A 23135-nucleotide genomic window follows, 5' to 3' on the forward strand; every position below is an offset into this window, starting at 1 on the left:
GGCTTATTGCTTGCAAATTTTCGCGCCATCTTGGCAAAAACTTAATATGAACCCAGCGCAACTGTCCATCAGCCTTGCTTACGCCACTGACCAAGGCATTAAAGCCGACAATGAAGATTTTGTCGGTGCCTTAATCCCTAAAGGCCCGCAGCTGATCCATAAAGGCATTGCCGCCGCCATTGCCGATGGCATGAGCGGCAGCGATGCCGGCAAGCAAGCCAGCCATTGTTGTGTCGCCAGTTTTTTAAGCGACTACTACAGCACACCGGATTCGTGGTCGGTGATCCAAGCCGGACAAAAAATCCTTTCCGCCACCAATTCGTGGCTGTACAGCCAAGGGCAAATCCGCTACCAATCGACCAAAGGCATGGTCAGCACCTTAAGCATTGTCGTGCTTAAGTCGGTGACGGCACATATTTTCCATATTGGCGACTCGCGCATTTACCTGCTGCGCGACGGCAATCTGGAACAACTCACCCGCGACCACCGCGTTTGGGTGGACAAGGACAAAAGTTATTTAAACCGTGCGATGGGTATCGAGCCACGCTTGGATGTCGATTACAAATCCTTGCCGCTAGCGGTCGGCGACATTTTCCTGATGACCACCGACGGCGTACACGATTTTATCGACGATAAAAGCTTAAAAAAACAGCTGCAATCGGGCGAAGCATTAACAACAATTGCCAACCAAATCATCCAACAGGCGGCAAGCAATGGCAGCGACGACAACCTGAGCTGCCAATTGCTGCGGATAGACGGTTTGCCCGAAGCCAAAGAAGACGAAATTATCCGCCGCCACCGCCACCTGCCCTTTCCGCCGCCCCTGCAAGCGGGCATGTTGTTGGATGGCTATCGGATAGAAGAAGAATTGCACGCCAGCAAACGCACCCAGATTTACCGTGCTTACGACACCCAAACCCACACGCGCGTCATCTTAAAAACGCCCTCGGTTTTGTACGATGACGACACCCATTACATCGAGCACTTCCTGCACGAAGAATGGGCCGGCAAGCGCCTAAACCACGGTAATGTGCTAAAAATATTGGCATCGGACCGTGAAAAATCCTGCCTTTACTACGTGACTGAGTGGCTGCAAGGGCAAACGCTTAGGGAATGGATGACCGCCAACCCCAAACCCGATTTGGCACACTGCCGCGCCATTATTGAACAAATCGCCAAAGGCTTGCGGGCGTTTCATCGTATGGAAATGCTGCACCAAGATTTAAAACCGGAAAATATCATGATGGATGCGGCGGGCGTGGTGAAAATTATCGACTTTGGCTCGGTAAAAATTGCCGGCATTACTGAAATGATCCCCTTAGGCCAACGCGAAGCTGACAACGTGCTAGGCACACTCAACTACACCGCGCCGGAATACCACCTAGGCCAACGCGGCACCGCCAAATCGGATTTGTATTCGCTGGCGGTGATTGCCTACGAAATGATGAACGGCGCTTTGCCTTTTAGCCAGCCGATGCCGGAAAAACCTACTCAGCTGAATTTGGCAAAATTGCAATATGTGCCCAGCCTGCGCCGTAATGCGATGGTACCGGCCTGGATGGACGGTGCCTTAAAAAGAGCCACGGCACTGAATCCCGAACTGCGTTATGACGATTTATCAGAATTTTTATACGACTTGGCAAACCCCAACCCGAAATTTCTGAGCGTCCAGGAAAATTTACCGCTCTTGGAACGTGATCCGTTTTTGTTTTGGAAAGGGCTGTCATTGCTATTGTTGCTCAGCAATCTGGTTTTGCTCTTTTTTCTGGTTCAAAAGTAAAGCCTGTTTCTTTTGGCGATAAGCACCATTAACACCTTCACCTTGTTAGCTTAATTATGATAAACACCATCAAAACCACTTGCCCTTATTGCGGCGTTGGCTGCGGCATTACCGCCACGGTTGACGAAAAACAACGCAGCGTAGCCATCAAAGGCGATCTGGAACACCCCGCCAACTTTGGCAGGCTGTGTTCGAAAGGCTCGGCCTTGGGCGAGACGGTCGAAACCCAAGGCCGTCTGCGCGAACCGCACATTAACGGCAAAGTCGCCAGCTGGGAAACCGCCTTGGACTGGGTTGCCGATACCTTAATGGACACCATCGCCAAGCACGGCAAAGACAGCGTCGCCATCTACGGCTCGGGACAATTGCTGACTGAAGATTATTACGTCGCCAACAAACTGATGAAAGGCTTTATCGGCAGCGGCAACATGGACACCAACAGCCGCTTGTGCATGTCGTCCTCGGTGGCAGGCCACAAACGCGCGTTCGGTTCGGACACCGTACCCGGTTGTTATGATGATTTTAACTACGCCGACTTGATCGTACTGATTGGCTCGAACACCGCGTGGTGCCATCCGGTCAGTTTCCAACGCATCCGCGCCGCCAAAGAAGCCAACCCGAACCTAAAGATTGTCGTAGTTGACCCCCGACGCACTCAAACGTGTGATATTGCCGACTTGCATCTGCCCTTGGCCTTGGGCAGCGATACCACTTTGTTTAATGGTTTGTTGAATTATTTGGCAGGGTACGCATCGCGTACCATCGACCAAGATTTCGTCACGCAACACACCGAAGGCTTCGATGCCGCAATTGTCGCCGCACACCAAGCCACACTCGAACAGGTATCGGCAACTTGCCAGCTCAAACCCGAAGACGTGCAAACTTTTTACGAATGGTTCGCCAACACCGAAAAGGTCATGAGCCTTTACAGCCAAGGTGTCAACCAATCAGCCTCCGGCACCGATAAAGTCAACAGCATCATCAACTGTCATCTCGCTACCGGACGCATCGGCAAACCCGGCATGGGGCCGTTCTCGCTGACTGGACAACCGAATGCCATGGGTGGACGGGAAGTGGGGGGCTTATCGCACCAACTCGCCGCGCATATGGATTTTTCTAATGCGGAAGACATCGAGCGCGTCGCCCGTTTTTGGCAGACCGATAACATTGCCCAAAAAGCCGGACTGCCAGCGGTCGATTTGTTTGATGCCATTTACGATGGCAAAGTAAAAGCGGTGTGGATTATGGGGACGAATCCGGTCGTTAGCTTGCCCAACGCCGACAAAGTTAAGCAAGCCTTGCAACGCTGCGATTTTGTCGTCGTCTCCGACTGCATCGCGCAAACCGACACCACTGCCCTCGCCCATGTGCTACTGCCCGCGCAAGGCTGGAGCGAAAAAGACGGCACCGTCACCAACTCGGAACGGCGCATCTCGCGCCAACGCGCCTTGTTTCCTGGTTTAGGCAACGCCAAACCCGATTGGTGGATACTCACGCAAGTGGCGCGGCGCATGGGTTTTGCCCAAGCGTTCCCTTACCAGCAACCTGCCGACATTTTCCGCGAACATGCGGCCTTATCAGGCTTTGAAAACCACGGCAGCCGCGATTTTGACATCTCAGGCTTTGCCCACTTAAGCGCGGAAGCTTACAACAGCCTGCCGCCCACGCAATGGCCTGTCAATGCCGAACACCCCAACGGCACCGAACGCCTATTTGGCGACGGCCGATTTTTTACCGCCTCCGGCAAAGCGCAATTTATCGCCATCACGCCCCGTCCACCGGTCTTCACACCGGATGCCGATTATCCGCTGGCTTTAAACACCGGCAGGTTGCGCGACCAATGGCACACCATGACCCGCACCGCCATCGCCGCCAAACTCAACCAGCACAAACCCGAACCGTTTGTTGAAATCCATGCCGACGATGCCGAACGCAATGCACTGACCGCCAATACCTTGGCCTTTCTGGAAAGCCAATGGGGTTCGATGCTTGCCAGAGTGCAAATCACCGACACCCAATTACGCGGCAACCTGTTTGTGCCGATGCACTGGACAGACCAGCTCGCCACGCGCGGACGCATGGGCGCACTGGTCAATCCGGTGTTTGACCCGATCTCCAAGCAGCCCGAACTTAAACACACGCCGGTAAAAATCCAAGCCTACCAACCGCTTTGGCATGGTTTTATGTTATCGCGCCACGAATTGCCGATTTCTGGCCTTGAATACGTCGTCAAAATTAAAGGCGAACAGTTCTACCGCTATGAATTGGCAGGCGAAAGCCTACCCGTCGACTGGTCAATATGGGCGAAAAACCAATTCGGCTGCACCGACGACAACCATTGGCAAGCCTACGAGGACAGCAGCACAGGCCATTACCGCGCCGCCCATCTGGTCGGTAAACAATTGGCTAGCGTCATCTTGATCGCCCCCACCATCCACCTGCCCGAACGCAGCTGGTTAACCAGCCTGTTCGCCAAAACCGAACTCGACCCTGACGAACGCAAAGCCTTGCTGACCGGCGTACCGCCGCTAGGCGCACCGGACACCGGCGCAACAATCTGTGCCTGTTTTAATGTCGGTGAAAAAACGATTAGAAATACCATTAAAGAAAAAGGCTTAACCAGCCATCAGGAAGTGGGCGTGTGCCTAAAAGCGGGAACGAATTGTGGGTCTTGTCTACCGGAGATTAAGGCGATGTTGCCATAACTTAAGCCTGCGAGTTGCAAAAGCACTGATGGCCTCTGCAACCCGCGTTAGTCCCGCAACGCGCGCCGTGGGTCGAAAGCGTCTTGCACGACATCGGCAAACAAGTTGGCTGCCAGCACCAGTGCGAACATGAAGATAAAAGCCGCCGATAACGACCACCAAACAATGGGCTCGCGTGCCATTTCCAGTCTGGCGCCGTTAATCATATTGCCCCAGCTGTAGGTAGTGGGGTCGACGCCGATATTGATGTACGACAGCACGGCTTCAGCCAGCACTAAAGAGCTGAAATCCAGCACCACTGAAATCAGCACGATGTGCATGACGTTGGGCAAGATATGGCGGATTAAAATGGTGCCTTGTCTGACGCCCAAGGCTTGCGCCGCTTGCACATATTCCATTTCACGCAGTTTGAGCGTTTCTGCGCGCAGCAAACGGCATAAACCGGTCCAATTGGTGACACCTAAAATCAGGCACAAAAACAGCAAGCGTGTATCCGAACGCACCACAACGCTGGTGAAATCGGCTTCGTGGTTGGACATGTACACTTGCACAACCAAAATGGACGCGGCAATCAGCAAGACGCTGGGGATAGAGTTCAGTGTGGTGTAAATGTATTGGATGACATCATCGGCCCAGCCGCGAAAAAAGCCTGCCAAAATGCCAAAAATGATCGCCATCGGCAGCATGACCAGTGTGGTCAATGTGCCGATCACCAAGCCAGTACGGATGCTTTTGATGGCTTGATAGAAAACGTCTTCGCCCACCTTGTCGGTGCCAAAGACATGGTAAAAGCCCGACAGATAAATTAAGGCATAAAGCACGGCAATCAACACAAACAAAACCGCACCTAAGGTTTTGCTGGTTGGATTAGCCAACCCAGTAGCCCGCGAAAGCTTCGCCAAGCCCACAATAAGCAGCAAGACCATACCCGCCAGCAATGCGCCCTGCCCTAGTGCCAGCAGTAATTTTTGCAATATGTCGCTGAGGTGTTGCGTATCGGGGTCTTGCAAATGCCGACCGCCAAACACCAGCCTTGGGTAACCCCATTGCGTGGAGCCATCGGCTTGCAGCATCATTTCTTTGCCATACAAGGTGAAGGCAAACGGTGCGGAATAGGTTTTCTCGCTTTGGCTGCGGAGCGGTGTTGCCCAGTAGTCGATCAAACTGATGATTTCGTTAGATGTGTCGCTGTCCGACTTAAAATGCACCGAATCGAGCAAGGCCACCACAACAAAGAAAACCAACACCAACAGCGACACCATGCCGGTTTTGCTGCTGGTTATTTTTTGCAGGGGGCGGTGCAAATGGGCTTTGCCGCGCAGGTATAAACCCAAGCCCAATAAGGCGAAAACCAGCAGGAACAACAAGGCGTCAGTCCATAAAACAATCATCGCATCACCTTTCTATACTGGACAAATCTCATCTTCGGCAATTTTTGTTTACAGTTGTTGGATACGGATCAGCTCAACATCAAAAATCAAGGTTTCGTTCGGGCCAATGTCAGCACCCGCACCACGCTCACCATAAGCCAATTGTGAAGGGATATAAAAACGGAATTTAGCGCCTTCGGTCATCAGTTGCACGCCTTCTGTCCAACCGGCAATCACGCCATTGAGCGGGAAGGTTGCCGGCATGCCACGGCTATAAGAGCTGTCAAATTCTTTGCCTTCAATCGATGTGCCACGGTAATGCACGGTGACATAATCGGTTGCGGCGGGTGATTTTGTACCTGTGCCTTTATTTAAGACTTCATATTGCAAACCGCTGGCAGTGGTAACGATATTGGCATTTTTGGCATTCTTTTCTAAAAATGCCAAGCCTGCGGCTTTATTTTCTTCGGGGGATTTGGCGCTTGCCATTGAAAACATGGTGATTCCTATCAAGATTGCGAGGACAATTGAAAAAAGTTGAATTTGAATTTTTTTCACGATTTTGCCTATTGAGTTAACTTGGGGGCGCTAGTTTACCAAAAAGCGCCATTCTATTTTTACTTACTGTGACAAAGGTTTTACCGGTGAACTTACGACAGCCTCACCCGTGGGTCAACCAAGGTATAAGAAATGTCGGTCAGCAACAGCCCCAGCACATACAGCACCGAACCTAAAAACACCATCGCCCGTACAATCGCAAAGTCTTGGTTGTTGATGGCATCAATGGTGTAACTTCCTAAGCCTGGAATACTGAAGAACGATTCCATTATCAAGCTGCCCATAAATAAGGTGGGCAACACCACAACAACGCCGGTCAAAATGGGGATCATGGCGTTTTGCAGCACATGGCGGAACAAGGTTTCGGTTTCGCTTAAGCCCTTGGCGCGGGCGGTGCGGACATAGTCTTTGCCGATTTCCTCCAAAAACAGGGTGCGGTACCAGCGCACACCCGAACCGATGCCGGAAAAAACGCCGATCAGCACCGGCAAGACCAAAAATTTAAGCGCAGAAAAACCGTCTTCGTAGCCGGAAATAGGTACAAGCCGCAACAATTTGGCAAACACAAATTGTCCACCGATGATGTAAAACAGCGACGAGACCGACATCAGCACCACGCACAACACCAGGCCGCTGAATTCCAAATAGGTATTTCTGAACAACACCATCAGCAATGCCAAGCAGATATTGACCCACAAACCCAGCACCAAGGTCGGCAACGCCAAAGCCAAACTCGGCAAGGCGCGTTCTTTAATGTCAGTACCGATATTTCTGCCGCTGTCGGAAATGCCAAAATCAAACAAAAACAAGCCGACCGATTTTTGGTAAAAAATAGTTTGGGTCAGTTTTTCATCAGCTTGCGCTTGGTCGTTCCAAAGCAAGGGTAAGTTGTAACCGTGTTGTTGTTTCCAGTTGTCGATGGCTTGTGCGGTAATGTGCTTCTGACCCAGTTGCATACGCGCCATGTCATCGGGGCTGTTGACCACAAAAAACAGCACAAACGTCAAAATGTTAACGCCTATCAGCAAAGGGAAGGCGTAAAGTACGCGGCGGATAATGTAGGCGATCATGATAAGGTTTCCTGAGTCCGTTGACGGTAAACGCGATAGGCTGGCAAAACCAGCAACACCAAACCACCCAGCCCTAGCAGTAAAGGCCAGACGATGGGGCGGTTCCATTCCCTTCGCTTGATGTCGCGGAGCGTGGTGTTGATGCGCCGGTACTTCAGCCCGTTATTCGCCATCAGATTGGTTTTAAGATTACCGAACCAGCTGTGGAACAACGAAAACTTTTTCGGGTGCAAACCAAACACCCAAGGTGCATCACGACGGGCGATTTCCTGCATTTTTTCGATAATTTGCAGGCGTTCGGGGCTGTTTTCCATATTGCGCATTTGCTCAAACAAACGGTCAAAGTCGGCATTTTGATAATTGCCGGCATTTTCACCGCCGAATTTCACCTTGCCATTCGGGCCGTAAAGCAAAAAGTAGAAGTTTTCCGGATCGGGATAATCGGCGTTCCAGCCCCAACCGAAAATTTGCGCATTGCCATCACGCATTTTTTCTTGGAAGCGGTTGTAGTCGGTCGCACGGATCACCAATTGGATGCCCAGCTTTTCAAATTGCTTACGGTACCACGTCATGCGCGGTTTATCGTCTGCCCCTGTTGCTGTGGTGTCAAAATAGAGGATCAGAGCTTCTTGGGTTTTTGGATCAATACCATTGGCGTAGCCCGCTTCTGCAAGCAACTGCTTGGCGACTTCGACCGCTTTGCGTTGCGGTTTATTGTCTTGCCAATCATAAACATAAGGGTTAATGCCCGACGGCCCTTCGGTAAAACCAAAAATGCCCGGCGGCAAAACGCCTTGGGCGGGAACGCCGCGTCCGTTCATGAAAATGGAAATGAATTCTTCTTGGTCAATGGCAATGGCGATGGCCTGACGGAGTTTACGGGCCGCTTCGGAACTACCGCCCACGGTGCTATCCAGCATATTAAACCCCAAATAAAAACTGGAGGTTTCCACCGCTGTTTGCAATTGGATGCCCTTGGCTTGCATGGATTCGGTCAAAGCCATGCCACCACTGCCGGTGAATTGGACGGCTTGGTCGAAATTATCAGAGGCAATACCGGAAGCGTCGTAATAGCCTTGCAAAAATTTCGTCCAATAAGGAATGGTTTCCTTTTCCAAAGTGAAGACAATTTTGTCAATAAACGGCAAGGCTTTACCGGCATCGTTCAACAAGCCTTTGCTTTCATCATCTGGCTCGCCTTCGGTGGGGTACGCTTCAAAATGGTAATGGGGATTTTTCTGCAAAATCATGCGCCGGTTGGGATTGTTTTCCGATAAGTAGTAAGCACCCGTGCCGATAGGGAACCAGTCAAGGCTGATGTTTTTGTCGTTTAACCCTGCTTGTTCGTAAAAAACATCCGCTTCCCAAGGCATGGGCGAGAAAAACGGCATCGCCAACCAATACAAAAATTGCGGATATTTGCCGTTGATGCGGATACGGTATTGGTGGTCGTTTAGCGCAGTGGCACCCGCCAGCGGGATATTTTTAATGGCCGTTTTGGGTTGGTCTTTGACGTGTTTGGCGAAATCTGTAAAACCCACGATGTAGTTTTTCATCATCTCGGCAATCGGCGACTGGTTTTTAGGATGCGCCAAACGTTTGATTTGATAAACATAATCTTCCGCCGTCAAAGCCCGTGTGCCGGTATTGGCAAAGTCGTTCAAGTTATTGAGTGGCTTGATGTCATCCGCGCTTAATTGGTGGTAAAGATAGCTACCTTGGGCGTTTTTTGCCAAAGCCGGATGCGGTTGGTAGTTAACGCCGCGTTGGATGTCGATGACATAATCTGTAAAGGCGATACTGTCCGCTGCGGCTGTTGGCGGCAAGCGTTCACCTTGTGCATTCAAGTAAGCAACGTCTGGCATTTTGGCAGCCGTCAACGGCACCAATTGGTAGGGTCGTTTTAAATAATGGTATTGCAGCGGCGGTTCATAAATCTGCGCGATAAATGCGTACTCGTTTTCGCTATACGCTTTAGCGGGATCCAAATGTTTGGGGCGTTCGGAAAAAGATTGGTACAACACCGTTTGCTGATGGTCTTCATCAGGATAAGGGTTGTTAAGTACGCCCGATTGGCAGGCGCACAGGCCAATCGCGAGCAACAGCCAAAAGCATGCAGTGGGGATTTTCATGGACAAAAAACTGGACATCAATAAACAGCTCATAGATACTTGATGGTTTATTTTAACAACAAAAACAACAGGAGATGATATGGGTTTCATGCAGGGCAAACGAGTCTTGATTGTCGGACTGGCCAGCAACCGATCTATCGCATGGGGCATTGCCCAAGCCATGCACCGTGAGGGCGCCGAGCTGGCTTTTACTTTCCAAAATGAAAAACTGCAAAGCCGTGTGGAAGAAATGGCGGAGCAATGTGGCTCTAAAATCGTGCTTGAATGCGATGTCAGCTATGACGAACATATCGACAATGTTTTTGCTGAATTAGGCAAACACTGGGATGGCTTGGATTGCATCGTCCATTCTGTAGCTTTCGCGCCACGCGATGCGCTCAATGGCGATTTTGTTGAAGTGACCACCCGTGACAATTTCCGTATCGCCCATGACATCAGCTCTTACAGCTTTACCGCTTTGGCAAAAGCCGGACGCGCCATGATGGCAGGCCGGAACGGCTCTTTGTTGACGTTAAGCTACCTAGGTGCGGAACGTGCTATCCCCAATTACAACGTCATGGGTGTAGCGAAAGCCAGCTTAGAAGCCAACGTACGTTATATGGCGGTGGCTTTAGGCGCAGAAGGTACACGTGTCAACGCCATTTCCGCCGGCCCCATCAGAACCTTGGCGGCATCTGGCATTAATGATTTCAAAGCCATGCTCAGCAAAGCGGCAGACACTGCGCCATTGAAACGCAATGTCACCATTGAAGAAGTTGGCAATGTTGCGGCATTCATGTGTTCGGATTTGGCTTCAGGTGTCACCGGCGAAATCACTTATGTAGATTGCGGCTATAGCATTGCGGGTCTGGCTGCTTCTTGATCGGCAATCCCTACATTTAGGCAATAAAAAAGGGAGCTTAAAGCTCCCTTTTTTGTTTATTCGCCTGTTGGTTTAGCCCGCGTAGCGTTGATTGTTATGTCGACGCCTGATTGGATACTATCAATCACATCATTAAACTCAACCTGACCGATGGCATTGGCAATGCCAATCCTTGCCAAACCCAGTTGTTTTTTATCGCTCTCGGTAATCACACCGTCTTTTACCGAAAGCAAATTGACAACCACTTGCTCACCACCGGGCAATGGTGTGATAAACACACTGGGCTTGCCTGCAACGGGCTTAGCCGCTTTAAAAACCGCTTGCGTCAATGCTTCTGGCTGGTCTGATTTTCTCCGCATCAATTGCTTAGCTTCTTTAACCTGCAACTGATATTCAGCCGCAACCGTGCCGATAACCTCGCCCGCTTGCAAACGCTCTTTGATTTTCTGAGCTTTTTCTTCTGTTAAGGCTTGCGCTTTATTTTTTGTCAGCTCGTCAGCAACCGCTTGTTTAACCGCTGCCAATTCTTGCGCTTGCGCCGGCTTGTGTTCCAAAAGCCTTAACACAACCAATTTATCTGCCGCCAATTCAATTGGAGTACTGTTATTGCCTTTTAACACTTCTTCCGAGAAAGCCATCTCACGGACTTTATCATCGGCGGCAACGCCTTCGCCTTTATCTTTAGTAAATAACGGCGTTTTGTTGATCGTCAGTTTTAGTGCATTGGCAACCGCTTGTAAACTATCGGGGTTTTCATAACTGACTTCGGTCAATTTCTCGCCCGCTTCATAAAACGCGGTATCCACTTGCGATTTTTGATAAGCCTTGGTGACCTCATCCTTAACATCTGCGAATGGCTTCACCACGCCCGGCACCAATTCAGTCACTTTAATCAGATGATAACCAAATGGTGTTTGCACAGGCTCAGAAACTTCATCCAATTTTAGTTTGCCCGCCACTTCATCAAAGCTTTTCTCCATCACACCTGGGGTAAAAAGCCCTAAATCACCGCCATCTTTGCCGCTGCCTTTATCGTCAGACAACTCTTTGGCAAGGCTGACAAAATCTTTTCCCGCCAAAGCCTGTTTGGCTTGCTGGGCTTTTGCCAAAGCAGCCTTTGCATCGGTTTTATCGTTTACCGCAAACAAGATGTGGCTGATTTTACGACGCTCTGGCGTACTGTACTGGTCTTTTTGCTCTTCGTAGAAAGCCTTTAACTTTTCTTCGGTCACTTCGGCTTTACTCGCCAAGTCGGCTTCAGAAAGCTCTACGTATTCAACCGAAACTTGTTCTGGAGACTGATAATCGCTTTGGTGTTGTTGGAAGTAGGCACTGATTTCCGCATCGCTTGGCGGTGTGGTGACCGTTTGTGTAGGGACAGCAATAAATTGGATGTCACGTTCTTGATTTTGAATTTTAAAGAAACTATCCAAATCGTATTGTGTGGAAAAACTGCTTTCGGTAATCACATGCTGAAATTGTTCCATCAACATGGCATTTCTAACGCGGTTAACAAATTCAGCTGAAGAAATATGTTGCGAGTTTAAGAGGATTTTATATTTGCCGTCGTCAAACTTGCCTTCCGTTTGGAAATACTCCAAACCTTTTATATAGTCGCGGACTTGGTTGTCCGTCACCACCAAACCTTGTTTATGCACGTACTGCAAAAGCGCTTCGTCTTTTATCAGTTTCTGTAAGGCTTGAGTCTTTAAGGTTTGCTCGTCAATGCCCATACCTTTAAGGCTTTGGCTGAACTGTTCGTAAGCCCTGTTGACATCACGCTGATAAAAATCTTTATCACCCACGCTTGCAATCGGCGCTTCACGCCCGTTATCAAAATAATTGTTGATACCCCAAAATGCAAAAGGTACGCAAATGGCTATCAAGATACCCCATGCAAACGCGCCCTGCGATTTTTCTCTAATTTTTGTCAGCATAATCTAGCCCTAAAGAAACACCTTGAATAAGCAAAGTTCAGTAATGGTAAAAAATCATCATGATGTCATCTTCCAAAACGAATATCAAAATACAGTTTTTTGATATTTTTTCAGCCAATCCATTAATTTTTTACCGCTACCCTAAATTTTATTTAAAAAAAAAGCCCCGAACCATAGGTACGGGGCTTTATCTTGTTTTGGCGAAGTGGACGGGGCTCGAACCCGCGACCACCGGCGTGACAGGCCGGTATTCTAACCATCTGAACTACCACTCCAAGAAGTCTGGTGGGTGCTGAGGGGTTCGAACCCCCGACCCTCGCCTTGTAAGGGCGATGCTCTCCCAGCTGAGCTAAGCACCCGACTTATGCAAAATATTATACAGCGTCTTTTAGCGTTTTACCAGCTTTAAATGAAGGAATTTTTGCAGATTTAATTGTTATCTCTTCACCGGTCTGTGGGTTGCGTCCTTTACGTTCTGCCCTTTCCTTTACAGAGAAGGTTCCAAAGCCCACTAAAGCAACGCTATCGCCTTTGCTTAAAGCCGAAGTGACGGCACCGATAAAGCCATCTAATGCACGACCTGCATCGGCTTTGGTTAAGTCCGCAGATTCCGCAATAGCGTCAATAAGTTCCGATTTATTCATTATTCCCCCTTAGGAAAGTCTTTCTTATGTATTATGGATAGTGTGCATGACGCGCGAATTGTTCTTATGCACCCAGCTGCTACACAAGAAACTTCGGTATTTATATCAACAGCCGTAACACAGTGTCAAGCTTTATAGCCCTTGCCTGCCAAGCACTCCAGAGATTTCAACAGGTATTTTAGAAAAACCTTGCCCACCAGAAAGTGTTAACACCATCACAAAAACCAGGGAAAAAATTGCATACCGGAAAGCCGGCTTTAACAGGAAAGGAAAACAAGATTGACCTTATTAATAGGAGATCCAAAAATCCGTTGGATCCCCTAAAAACTGCCTTAAGAAAGGAACAGCCGGTCAAGCCACAGGCCCAACCAGACTGCTTTACTACCGAGGAACATTTAATGGGCCGTTAACCCATGTTTCAGCGATTTGACTGTATCAGCCTCAACCGCCGGTTCTTGCACTGCATTTTTATCAATTGGAATCGGTAAATATTGCAAAGCCACTTGCAACACTTCGTCTATCCATTTCACAGGACGGATATCCAAATTGCATTTGATGTTTTCGGGTATTTCCGCCAAGTCCTTTTCATTTTCGGCAGGAATCAAAACGGTAGTAATGCCGCCCCGATGCGCCGCCAACAGTTTTTCTTTTAACCCGCCAATCGGCAAAACTTCGCCACGTAAGGTGATTTCGCCGGTCATGGCCACGCAAGCGCGTACCGGAATTTTGGTCAACGCAGAAATGATAGCTGTACACATGCCAATGCCTGCGCTTGGGCCATCTTTAGGTGTTGCCCCTTCGGGTACGTGGATGTGGATGTCAAAATTCTGGAACATATCATTATTAATACCCAAAATTTCCGAACGGCTTCTGACCACGGTCATCGCGGCTTCAATCGACTCTTTCATGACGTCGCCCAGTTTGCCGGTCGCGGAATGCTTACCTTTACCTGGAATGACAGCGGTTTCAATCGTCAACAGCTCGCCGCCGACTTCTGTCCATGCCAAACCGGTAACGCAGCCAATTTGGTCTTGCTCTTCGGCGAGGCCGTAGTTGAAGCGTCTGACACCTAAATAATCATTTAGGTTTTCAGGCGTCACCACCACTTGGTCTTTGCTGGGGTGCAACAACAAGGCTTTAACAACTTTCCGGCAAATTTTGGAAACATCACGCTCCAAGCTGCGCACGCCTGCTTCGCGCGAGTAGTAACGGATCATGTCACGGACGGTGGCTTCGCCAATTTCGATTTCGTTGGCTTTTAAACCGTTATTTTTGATTTGTTTAGGAATCAAATATCGCAAAGCAATGTTGATCTTTTCATCTTCGGTATAACCCGCCAGGCGGATGACTTCCATCCTGTCCAATAGCGCGGCAGGAATGTTCATGGTGTTGGCGGTTGCCACAAACATAACGTCGGACAAATCAAAATCGACTTCCAAGTAATGGTCGGCAAAAGTGTGGTTTTGCTCAGGATCAAGCACTTCCAACAAGGCCGAGGCCGGATCACCACGAAAATCCTGCGCCATTTTGTCGATTTCATCGAGCAGGAACATGGGATTACGGGTTTTCACCTTAGACAAGTTTTGCAATATCTTACCGGGCATCGAACCGATATAAGTACGGCGATGACCACGGATTTCCGCTTCGTCACGCACACCACCCAACGCCATCCGCACATATTTGCGGTTGGTGGCACGGGCGATGGATTCGCCCAAAGACGTTTTACCCACACCTGGAGGCCCAACCAAGCAAAGGATCGGCCCCTTCAATTGTTTAACGCGTTGCTGTACCGCCAAATATTCAAGGATACGTTCCTTAACTTTTTCCAAACCATAGTGTTCAGTTTCCAACACTTGTTCGGCGATTTTCAGGTCGTGGCGGACTTTAGTTTTTTTCTTCCACGGCACATTGACCATCCAGTCAATGTAATTGCGGACAACCGTGGCTTCTGCCGACATGGGTGACATCAGCTTCAACTTGTTCAGTTCGGCATCAGCTTTAGCCTTGGCTTCTTTGGACATGCCCGCTTCGGCAATTTTCTTTTCCAGCTCTTCAATTTCATTGCTGGCTTCATCCATATCGCCCAATTCTTTTTGAATGGCTTTCATTTGCTCATTCAAATAGTATTCGCGTTGGTTTTTTTCCATTTGCTGCTTGACACGGACACGGATTTTTTTCTCCATCTCCAGCAAATCAACCTCGCCCTCCATTAAGGTCATCAAGGTTTCCAAGCGCTGCTGGATGTCCATGGTTTCCAAAATATTTTGTTTGTCATGAACTTTCAGGCTCATGTGTGCCGCCATCGTATCGGCAAGGCGGCTGGCGTCATCAATGCCTGCCAACGAAGTCAGCACTTCCGGAGGAATTTTATTGTTGAGTTTGACGTATTGTTCAAACGAACTGATAACGGTGCGCTGCAAGACATCTTGTTCTTGCTCGGACAAGCTCAGCACGTCTTCAAGCGGCTCCACTTGCGCCGAAAAGAAACTGCCGGTTTCGTGATAAGCCAATACTTTGGTGCGCTGGCAACCTTCAACCAACACTTTTACAGTGCCATCGGGCAATTTCAACAATTGCAAAATGTTCGCCAACGTGCCGACTTGGTAGAGATCGCCAAACTCCGGCTCGTCCACCTCAGCTTCTTGCTGAGCAACTAACAACACCTCTTTGCTGTCCTTCATCGCAGCATCCAGCGCGTCTATCGACTTTTCCCGACCGACAAACAAGGGAATCACCATGTGTGGATACACCACCACATCGCGCAACGGCAAAACCGGAACCAAATTGTCTGTATTTTCTATGTCTATCATGATGTTTGTTTCCACAACCGAAATAATCGTCTTAAGGAAAGATTATGGGGATACGATTTGAAATAGCAAGGAGCAATTGCAAAATTAATTGGGTAAAAAATCCGAACAATCGGAAGGCATCTTCAAAACGCCTTATTATTAAGTATGCATTGTCTTTTAGATGCTTGCCGTAGCGGGTTATCATATAATTTGCCGTTCAGTTTATATCCACCCATCATTCTAGGAGTTACCATGAAGAAAATGACCTTGATGCCGCTGTTTTTGTGCTTGTTCAGTGCAGCTGCTTTCGCCCACGGCCCTGTGCGCCAAAAAGCCGAACTGGAAATCACTATCAATGCACCGGCGGAAAAAGTCTGGTCTATCATTAAAGACTATGGCGATATGTCATGGATGCCCGCCATAAAAAGCACCACCAATGAAGGCGGCAACAAAAAAGGCGCGATCCGCGTCCTGACCTTAAGAAGCGGCGGCACCATCACTGAAGAATTGAAAAAGTATGATGACGCAAAAATGACCTACGCTTATAAAATCACTGACATCAGCACCTCAAAAACCATCACCCATTCCGGTATGGAAGAAAAAGTGCCTGTTTTCCCAGTTGACAACTATGCCGCCAGCATCGAAGTGGAAAGCCAAGGCAGCGCCACTGTCGTTTCTTGGAAAGCCGGTTACTACCGCGCTTACATGAACAACAACCCACCTGAAGAAATGAATGAAGAAGCCGCCAACACTGCTGTTAACACCGTGTTGAAAGAAGGCTTGGACAACCTGAAAGCCTTGGCTGAAAAATAAGGTTCTCCAGCGTGTTTCATCAGAAATGCCGTGTTGTAGCGATGCTTATCGCTACAACAGTGACCAGCCCAACGCTGACCGCCGCACCGTTTGCTTATATCAGCAACCAATTGGCGGATAGCGTTGCCATTATTGACACGGCGCAAGCCAAAACCACCGCCACCGTTGCGGTCACAGGCAAACCGGCGGGTATCGCCTTATCGCCCGACGGACGCTTTTGCTACATCAGCACCCCCGAAGCCAAAGGTTTTGCCGTGCTGGACACACACAGCCGACAAATCGTCAACACCGTCACCGTAAGCGACGGCGCCTTGGGCATTGCCGCCAGCCCCGATGGCGAACGCATTTATGTGGCGGATTGGTACCACAACAGCGTTGCCGCACTGGATGCCCACAGCTTTAAAATCATCAAAACCATTGCCGTGGGCGAATCGCCTTCCGGTTTAATGGTCAGCCCCGACAACCGCTGGCTATATGTGGCTAACCGCATCAGCAATTCGGTGTCGAAAATTGATACCGGCAGCCTGAGCGTCAGCCGCAGCGTCGCTGTTGGCACGCATCCGTTCGGACTGACCCTTGATAGCCGTGGTGAAAAACTCTATGTCGCCAATGTGCAAAGCGATGACGTAACCGTGGTGGAAACCGCGCGCATGAAGCCGATAGCCACCGTTAAAGTCAACATGCTGCCCTATGCCGCCAGTTTGGCGCAAAACGACAGCCGCTTGTTCGTCACCAACCAAGATGACGGCTCGGTATCGGTGATCGACACGGAAACCTTAAAAGAAATTGCCCTGATCGACGTCGGCGACAAACCCGAAGGCATCAGCACCCACCCCGACGACCGCCATGTTTACGTGGCCAATTGGTTTGACGGCACGGTATCGGTGATTGACGCCAGAACGCTCAAAGTGACCGACACGATCAAAGCGGGGGAAGGCAGCCGCGCATTCGGACAGTTTATCGGTCAATAAAGCGCTGTCATAATAACCACCGCATTGGCTGGCTAAGCTCATCGACCCAATCCTAACAAACACATACGAGGCATAACATGGCTGAAACAGTAGACGAACTCACCGTTACCTATGAAGATGGTGGTGTAGAAACCGTTAAAGAATTGGATAAAAAAGTGCTGACCAAAGGCGCTTGGGCAACGGTGATGTACCGTTACCAAGATTGGAACCGCGCCAAAGAAGAATACGGTCCGGACAAATACACCATCCGCCGCTACCAAAAACGCAACGGCGAATACCAACAAAAATCCAAATTCAATATCTCCAGCAAAGACCAAGCGAAAAGCATCATTGAAATACTGGAAGAATGGACTAAGGATTAACCGGTACTTTGGAGTAAAAAGCGTCATTTTTACTCCAACTCCCCACTCCCCGCCTGAAACCGCAATAACTCACGTTCCGCCATTTTCTGGTAAGACGCATTCGCCAGCTTCACCCACAAATTCATCACAAAATAGCCATACGGCAACTTGGGGCCTTGATCGGAATAGGCTATTTCATAAAATGGTGTGTTTTCATCTTCATGATGACCGATATGGTTGGCAAGGCCGATAAACAAATAACTGCTCAACCAAGAGCTGTTCACCCAACCAAAACTTTTCGCAAAACGGCTATCCGACAAACCCCAATGTTGGAAATAATTGACGGCTTCCAAAATCCGCACCGCCGCAACCGCTTGGTAGATAAACATCACCGCCGCCAAGCCACCGAAAAAAACCAGCACCAACACCAACACCAGCAACTCCAAGAACACGCCTTGGAGAACTTGGTTTTTTAGCGTCACCCAATGCATCACATCGCCGTCCGCCAAGCCCAGACGCTGCTGTTCCAAACGCCAAGCAAAACGCCAATGCCCGACATAGACGCGCCGCCAATACGCTTTAAACGGCTCGCCAAAGCGCGCGGCAGCCACATCATCTGCCATGGTAATGCTTAAGTGATGGCCTTGCTTGTGGGTAATGACAAAATGGTCGTAGCAGACACTCAGCAACAGCAACCGACCTAAACATTGCCAATATTTTTGCGGGCGGTGGATCAGTTCATGGGCAACCACAATCGCCGACGTGCCGGAGCTGGTCGCCACCACAAAGCGCAACACCACCAAATTGACCGCACTGGTCAGCCAATCGGCAGGCGTTTGCCAAGACAAGGCACTGACATAAACCAGCATCAACACCACGTTGATGATTTGCAAAGCCGCCAAAACCAACAATATGCCATCGTAATAGACTTTGGGCGTTTGCCGGTCGGGCTGCAAACGGTTTTCGGGCCCCAACCAATCCAGCAGCAAAACCGCCCAAAACGGCAGCGTCCACGCCAAAGCGCCCAAACTGCTGTGCGGTGCGCTGGCAAGAAACGCACAAGCGCTCACCGGCAAAACAAAACTGAGCAAATGGTAGAAAGGCTTAAACATGCGATGAACGGCCCGCCCGTTGACGCTTGCCTAGCAAGGCAAAATCGCCACGCTGATTAAACAAATATCGCCCTACCAACGCCCATTTAAAAAACGCTGCCGCCGAATGCAAGGAACAATAGCCGGTATAAACACGCCGCCAATGTTGCTGAAGGTGCGCTTCGCCCGCACTGGCGGCGACCGCATCCAAATGCAGGGCAATCGCCTGTTGCGCTAAGGCGGCGTGGCCTGAGGCGGTGTTGTCGATGGTGGTGTGCAAATTGACGATGACAGGGTTAATGCCCCAATAGCGCAGCTCGTCCGCCAAACGCAGGTAGACTTTGCCCAAACCGCTCAGCTCGATAGCCATGTTCAGCCCCAGCAATTCCGGCAAAAATTCGTTGGGAAACTGCGAAATCGCCATCAGATACACCGGCAAATCAAAGGCGCTGTCCAAAAAATTAGGGTATTCAATAAAGGCAGGGCTAGCAATCGGCGGCATATCGAAACCGACGCTTTCCAGCAATTGCCGATAAATCAGCGGATGGTTTTGCCGGTGCTTGCCCGCGCCAATTTCGTCTTGATAAATGATGCCCAACCGATCAGCAATGGCGTGATAGCCCGCTGCACGGAGACGTTGCCCATGTTGCAGCCAACATCCATCGGTCAGAATGGTCGGTGCAAATTGCTCAATTCCCCACAAATAAGCTTTTTTGGAAAGCTTGGGCATTCCCGTCAACGGCTGGTAAGACTGAATTTCATTTTGGTAAAGTGCATTCAGATAGGCTTGAAAGCGTTGATGGCTGTAGTGTTTAAACGGCAAACGTCGGGAGACTTGCGCCCTACGCAACACGCTTTTGACATGGCTTTTCGCCGCCATTGCCACATCGGGGTAAAGGTCAGCATTAACTAAATAATGGAACAATTGCCGTTTGCCCAGTTGCAAACGCTTTTTGATCTTGGGCAAATCAGCCACATCGATAGGCAAACTTTTTACCATTGCCGTTTCACAGCCTTGTGTATTGGCTTGCCCCACTACCGCGCCCTGCAACAACCAATCCGCCAGTACTTGTTGTTCTTCCGCCGTCAACACCCCAAACATCGGGCCGTCAAAAGTAAACAATTTCAACAAACGGCTTTGTTCGGGCTGATTAAGGTCAACATAAGCCGACTCGCGCAAGGCTTGCATAAACGCTTGGGTGGCAAACGGCTGGTCGGCAAACCATTCATCGATCAGCCGCCCGCCCAAACGCAAAGTACGGTGATGTCCACAAGCGGCGGCGGCCTTGCCAGCAAACAATTTAGCCACCACCTGTTCAGGTGTTAACCGCTGTACTGCACTTTGCGAAATGTGTTGGTAAGCCTGCAAATGCCGTTGATAAAGCCAAAATCCATTTTGTATACGCCGCCAAACGTCCGCATCTTCGGCAAACAAACCGCAATACTCGACGATGGCTGCCAGCAATTCCGGCTGTTGCGCCAACATGCGGGCGCGCCTAAGCAGCCTAAAACTTTCGTCAAACCCTAAATCCGCATGGAATAACGCCCAGCTAAACCCCAATAGTTCCGGCAGAAAAACCCGTGCCTGATAAGCAAAGGCTTTTTGCGTTGCCGCCCAATCAAAAACACCATCGGCAATAGCGGGCTGGGCGGCAAATGCCCAACTTGATACCGGCAAACCCGCTGAGTTGGTTTGCTGATAAAAACCGTCTTGGCTGATCGCCAAATAAATGGCGAACAAACGGCAAACCCAAGGATGATCGCTACTGGCGGTCGTCGAAACCGCCGCCAAGCCCTCGGCTTCTGTCAGCAAAACCGGCAACAAGGCTTGCTGGCATTTAACAAGCTCATCAAAGCCATCATTCCGGCTAGAATGAAAACCAAGCCCTGCTCCACTCAAATCCAATAGCAAATCGGCAATGGGTTTGTGTTTAAACGCCACAAAGCGCCCGCCGCATTCCCGTTCAACCACTGTCAATTGCTGCTGCAACCAAGCATTCGCCAACGGCACGGCGGTATCGCCCGCTTGCATCAGCTGATGGAAAACTTGCCGCCCTTGCCATTGTGAAACATCCTGTGGCTCAGCGCACTCCATCCGCAAATGGGGCGATAAACACTGCCAATCACTCATCACGCGCCTTGCTGATTAAATAGTCGTTCACCACCAACACATCCAAACCGCTGGACATAAACACCACCAGCGCATCATCCAACGAATGAACCAACGGTTTGCCCATGACATTAAAACTGGTGTTCAGCAACATTGGCACGCCAGTCAAGCGGCGGAATTGTTCGATCAGCTCGTAAAAACGTGGATTGGCATCGCTGCTGACGGTTTGCAAACGCCCCGTGCCATCAACATGGCAAACGGCTTGCACCTTATCACGCAACGGCTCGCGTATCCGCAAGGTTTTATCCATGTACGGCGACGGCTGGCAATGCTCAAAATAGTCATCGGCATATTCATCCAACACCGACGGCGCAAACGGTCGGAAACTTTCGCGGAATTTGATTTTGGCATTGATGTGGTCTTGGGTTTCGGCAAAACGCGGATCAGCCAGAATGGAGCGGTTGCCCAAGGCGCGCGGGCCAAACTCCGCCCTACCCTGCAACCAGCCGACCAACTGGCCTTGCGCCAACCGGCGGGCGGTCTCGGCACCAATGGTTTGCGGCAAATGCTCAATTTTTAACGAGCGGTTAAATTGTTTTAAACGCTCGACGGACGCATCGCTAATGCCCGCACCCAAATACGGCGACAGCAATCGCGGCGGCTTGCCGTCATTGCCGACAGCCTGATGATAAGCCAGCCACGCCGCGCCCAACGCGCAGCCGTCATCGGCGGGCGCAGACGGGATATGCACGTTTTTAAACGCCGTGCGCCGGCTGATTTGTCCGTTAAACGAGGAATTAAGCGCGCAACCGCCCGCCAGTGTCAGATTTTCCAGTCCAGTCACTTCGCATAAATGATGCAACAGCTGGCTGACCTTGTCTGCAAAAAACAATTGCCCCGTGTAAGCACAATCGGCAGCCCATTCGATGGGCTGGTCTGGCTGGCGTTTAAAACGATCCAACTTTGCCAAGTTGGCAAAAAATTGCTGACTAGGATGGCGGCAAGCAAAGCTGTTGACCGTCACAATCTGCTCAAACAACGCATACAATTCGGCGTTCAATTGACCATAAGGCGCCAGCCCCATCACCTTCCATTCTTCGCCTTTCAGCCAACTGAAACCGCACAGCTCCGTAAGTTTCATGTAGAAAAACCCTAAACTGCCGGCACCGAAACCTTTGCCTTCGTGCAAACAATGCAGTTTTTGATCGGCATAATGGTAAAACGCCATGGAACCGTTTTCGCCATATGAATCAATCACCGCACATGCCGCTTCGCGAAACGGGCTGCTGTAACAAGCCATCGCGGCGTGGGTATGGTGATGGTCAAAATCGGCAAAACGGAGCTGGCAATCGGGGTATTGTTCGCGGATCACACGGACGAGATTCAGCCCAGCCTTGGCAATCGCATTGCGCTGGCAGGCCATTTTATGATGGAGCTGGTAATTTTCCAGCGGTGACACCAGTTTCTTTAAGCCGGTTTTCAACAAACCTTCGGCAGACAACACGCCCAAACCGCTGACAATGTTTTCATACAGCGGACGTTGCTTACGCCAATTGCTGGCAATAGTAATGGTTTTGGCAGCGGGGCAAAATTCGCGCAATAACTGTGGGATGTAAAAAAGCTGGTCCGGCTCGCAATTTAACGCCCGCTTGTTCTGTAAAAAACGCTCAGTCGCCTCGGCAAACAATACCTCGCCCTGACCGTCAATAATCGCCAATGCCGGATCATGGTAAGTGACCGACAAGCCAATGTAATAATTGCCCACGCTTTCTCCTCGTTTCCTTTATCTTGATACGCCACTGCCTTGTGGGTTGGTTTTTAAACGCTTAAGCTACCGAATGGGAAATATTGCCCCCGTCCATCGCTGTTGGATGGTTAATATTACATAAGCTCTTTAAAGGTCAAGGCCATCTGCGGTAAGAACCTATAATCGATGTTGGCTTTATGGTAAAACGGCATCAC

16 protein-coding genes and 2 tRNA genes are annotated in these 23135 nt (G+C 49.9%); 6 read left to right on the forward strand and 12 right to left on the reverse strand.

What is annotated here, in order from left to right; genetic code table 11:
- The first annotated feature begins 46 nt into the window (after positions 1-46).
- Positions 47-1780, forward strand: coding sequence for a bifunctional protein-serine/threonine kinase/phosphatase (locus ACYQ1O_RS12880; protein WP_459992216.1), 1734 nt, complete (start codon positions 47-49; stop codon positions 1778-1780).
- 56 nt (positions 1781-1836) lie between these two features.
- Positions 1837-4485 (forward strand): molybdopterin-dependent oxidoreductase, encoded by a 2649-nt coding sequence (locus ACYQ1O_RS12885; RefSeq protein ID WP_459992217.1) that lies wholly within the window; start codon positions 1837-1839, stop codon positions 4483-4485.
- A 47-nt stretch (positions 4486-4532) separates the two neighbouring features.
- Here the strand turns inward: ACYQ1O_RS12885 and ACYQ1O_RS12890 are convergent, their stop codons facing one another.
- The 4 genes from ACYQ1O_RS12890 to ACYQ1O_RS12905 all read right to left on the reverse strand — a co-directional run bounded on the left by ACYQ1O_RS12890 (position 4533) and on the right by ACYQ1O_RS12905 (position 9633).
- Complete coding sequence (locus ACYQ1O_RS12890; protein WP_459992219.1) at positions 4533-5876, reverse strand: ABC transporter permease; 1344 nt, start codon at positions 5874-5876, stop codon at positions 4533-4535.
- A gap of 48 nt (positions 5877-5924) precedes the next feature.
- Positions 5925-6413 carry a BamJ family beta-barrel-assembly machinery protein gene (gene bamJ / locus ACYQ1O_RS12895; RefSeq protein WP_459992220.1) on the reverse strand — a complete coding sequence of 163 codons (489 nt, stop codon included), beginning with the start codon at positions 6411-6413 and terminating at the stop codon, positions 5925-5927.
- Between the two features lie 92 nt (positions 6414-6505).
- Positions 6506-7483, reverse strand: coding sequence for an ABC transporter permease (locus tag ACYQ1O_RS12900; protein ID WP_459992222.1), 978 nt, complete (start codon positions 7481-7483; stop codon positions 6506-6508).
- Positions 7480-9633: an ABC transporter substrate-binding protein gene (locus ACYQ1O_RS12905; RefSeq protein WP_459992224.1), complete on the reverse strand. Its 2154-nt coding sequence runs from the start codon at positions 9631-9633 to the stop codon at positions 7480-7482. Before ACYQ1O_RS12905 ends, ACYQ1O_RS12900 begins: the two co-directional genes overlap by 4 nt.
- Before the next feature lie 61 nt (positions 9634-9694).
- Here ACYQ1O_RS12905 and ACYQ1O_RS12910 point away from each other — a divergent pair, with 61 nt between their 5' ends.
- Entirely contained in the window at positions 9695-10477 is a 783-nt protein-coding gene (locus ACYQ1O_RS12910) for an enoyl-ACP reductase FabI (RefSeq protein WP_459992226.1), read from the forward strand.
- A gap of 56 nt (positions 10478-10533) precedes the next feature.
- On the opposite strand, the gene ACYQ1O_RS12915 is transcribed toward ACYQ1O_RS12910, so the two are convergent.
- The 5 genes from ACYQ1O_RS12915 to lon form a co-directional block, all read right to left on the reverse strand.
- Entirely contained in the window at positions 10534-12414 is a 1881-nt protein-coding gene (locus tag ACYQ1O_RS12915; RefSeq protein WP_459992228.1) for a SurA N-terminal domain-containing protein, read from the reverse strand.
- 198 nt (positions 12415-12612) lie between these two features.
- Positions 12613-12689: transfer RNA gene (locus tag ACYQ1O_RS12920), tRNA-Asp, on the reverse strand.
- 8 nt (positions 12690-12697) lie between these two features.
- Positions 12698-12773: transfer RNA gene (locus ACYQ1O_RS12925), tRNA-Val, on the reverse strand.
- Positions 12774-12788: 15 nt separating this feature from the next.
- A complete protein-coding gene (locus tag ACYQ1O_RS12930) occupies positions 12789-13058 on the reverse strand; it encodes an HU family DNA-binding protein (protein WP_459992229.1) in 270 nt (89 codons plus the stop codon).
- Positions 13059-13453: 395 nt separating this feature from the next.
- On the reverse strand, positions 13454-15868 hold the full coding sequence (gene lon / locus ACYQ1O_RS12935; RefSeq protein WP_459992230.1) for an endopeptidase La: 2415 nt from the start codon (positions 15866-15868) through the stop codon (positions 13454-13456).
- A 231-nt stretch (positions 15869-16099) separates the two neighbouring features.
- Between lon and ACYQ1O_RS12940 the strand changes: the two genes are divergently transcribed.
- The 3 genes from ACYQ1O_RS12940 to ACYQ1O_RS12950 all read left to right on the forward strand — a co-directional run bounded on the left by ACYQ1O_RS12940 (position 16100) and on the right by ACYQ1O_RS12950 (position 17993).
- Positions 16100-16660: an SRPBCC family protein gene (locus tag ACYQ1O_RS12940; protein ID WP_459992232.1), complete on the forward strand. Its 561-nt coding sequence runs from the start codon at positions 16100-16102 to the stop codon at positions 16658-16660.
- Between the two features lie 41 nt (positions 16661-16701).
- Positions 16702-17631, forward strand: a complete 930-nt coding sequence (locus ACYQ1O_RS12945) for a YVTN family beta-propeller repeat protein (RefSeq protein ID WP_459992371.1) — start codon at positions 16702-16704, stop codon at positions 17629-17631.
- Between the two features lie 77 nt (positions 17632-17708).
- On the forward strand, positions 17709-17993 hold the full coding sequence (locus tag ACYQ1O_RS12950) for a hypothetical protein (RefSeq protein WP_459992233.1): 285 nt from the start codon (positions 17709-17711) through the stop codon (positions 17991-17993).
- 29 nt (positions 17994-18022) lie between these two features.
- On the opposite strand, the gene ACYQ1O_RS12955 is transcribed toward ACYQ1O_RS12950, so the two are convergent.
- The 3 genes from ACYQ1O_RS12955 to ACYQ1O_RS12965 are packed head-to-tail and all read right to left on the reverse strand — an operon-like array spanning position 18023 to position 22938.
- Positions 18023-19084: a fatty acid desaturase gene (locus ACYQ1O_RS12955; RefSeq protein WP_459992235.1), complete on the reverse strand. Its 1062-nt coding sequence runs from the start codon at positions 19082-19084 to the stop codon at positions 18023-18025.
- A complete protein-coding gene (locus tag ACYQ1O_RS12960; protein ID WP_459992237.1) occupies positions 19077-21194 on the reverse strand; it encodes an iron-containing redox enzyme family protein in 2118 nt (705 codons plus the stop codon). Before ACYQ1O_RS12960 ends, ACYQ1O_RS12955 begins: the two co-directional genes overlap by 8 nt.
- On the reverse strand, positions 21187-22938 hold the full coding sequence (locus ACYQ1O_RS12965; protein WP_459992238.1) for a carbamoyltransferase family protein: 1752 nt from the start codon (positions 22936-22938) through the stop codon (positions 21187-21189). The genes ACYQ1O_RS12960 and ACYQ1O_RS12965 overlap by 8 nt, the downstream gene beginning before the upstream one ends.
- Positions 22939-23135: the final 197 nt, after the last annotated feature.

The sequence above is a fragment of the Methylosoma difficile genome, from assembly GCF_054657615.1.

Excerpts from the sequence above, each read along its gene's own strand:
- ACYQ1O_RS12940 (WP_459992232.1), top strand. The coding sequence starts at position 16,100 with ATGAAGAAAATGACCTTGATGCCGCTGTTTTTGTGCTTGTTCAGTGCA.
- ACYQ1O_RS12960 (WP_459992237.1), bottom strand. The coding sequence starts at position 21,194 with ATGAGTGATTGGCAGTGTTTATCGCCCCATTTGCGGATGGAGTGCGCT.
- ACYQ1O_RS12930 (WP_459992229.1), bottom strand. The coding sequence starts at position 13,058 with ATGAATAAATCGGAACTTATTGACGCTATTGCGGAATCTGCGGACTTA.
- ACYQ1O_RS12900 (WP_459992222.1), bottom strand. The coding sequence starts at position 7,483 with ATGATCGCCTACATTATCCGCCGCGTACTTTACGCCTTCCCTTTGCTG.
- ACYQ1O_RS12885 (WP_459992217.1), top strand. The coding sequence starts at position 1,837 with ATGATAAACACCATCAAAACCACTTGCCCTTATTGCGGCGTTGGCTGC.
- ACYQ1O_RS12950 (WP_459992233.1), top strand. The coding sequence starts at position 17,709 with ATGGCTGAAACAGTAGACGAACTCACCGTTACCTATGAAGATGGTGGT.
- ACYQ1O_RS12945 (WP_459992371.1), top strand. The coding sequence starts at position 16,702 with ATGCTTATCGCTACAACAGTGACCAGCCCAACGCTGACCGCCGCACCG.
- lon (WP_459992230.1), bottom strand. The coding sequence starts at position 15,868 with ATGATAGACATAGAAAATACAGACAATTTGGTTCCGGTTTTGCCGTTG.
- ACYQ1O_RS12890 (WP_459992219.1), bottom strand. The coding sequence starts at position 5,876 with ATGATTGTTTTATGGACTGACGCCTTGTTGTTCCTGCTGGTTTTCGCC.
- ACYQ1O_RS12905 (WP_459992224.1), bottom strand. The coding sequence starts at position 9,633 with ATGTCCAGTTTTTTGTCCATGAAAATCCCCACTGCATGCTTTTGGCTG.
- ACYQ1O_RS12910 (WP_459992226.1), top strand. The coding sequence starts at position 9,695 with ATGGGTTTCATGCAGGGCAAACGAGTCTTGATTGTCGGACTGGCCAGC.
- ACYQ1O_RS12915 (WP_459992228.1), bottom strand. The coding sequence starts at position 12,414 with ATGCTGACAAAAATTAGAGAAAAATCGCAGGGCGCGTTTGCATGGGGT.
- ACYQ1O_RS12880 (WP_459992216.1), top strand. The coding sequence starts at position 47 with ATGAACCCAGCGCAACTGTCCATCAGCCTTGCTTACGCCACTGACCAA.
- ACYQ1O_RS12955 (WP_459992235.1), bottom strand. The coding sequence starts at position 19,084 with ATGTTTAAGCCTTTCTACCATTTGCTCAGTTTTGTTTTGCCGGTGAGC.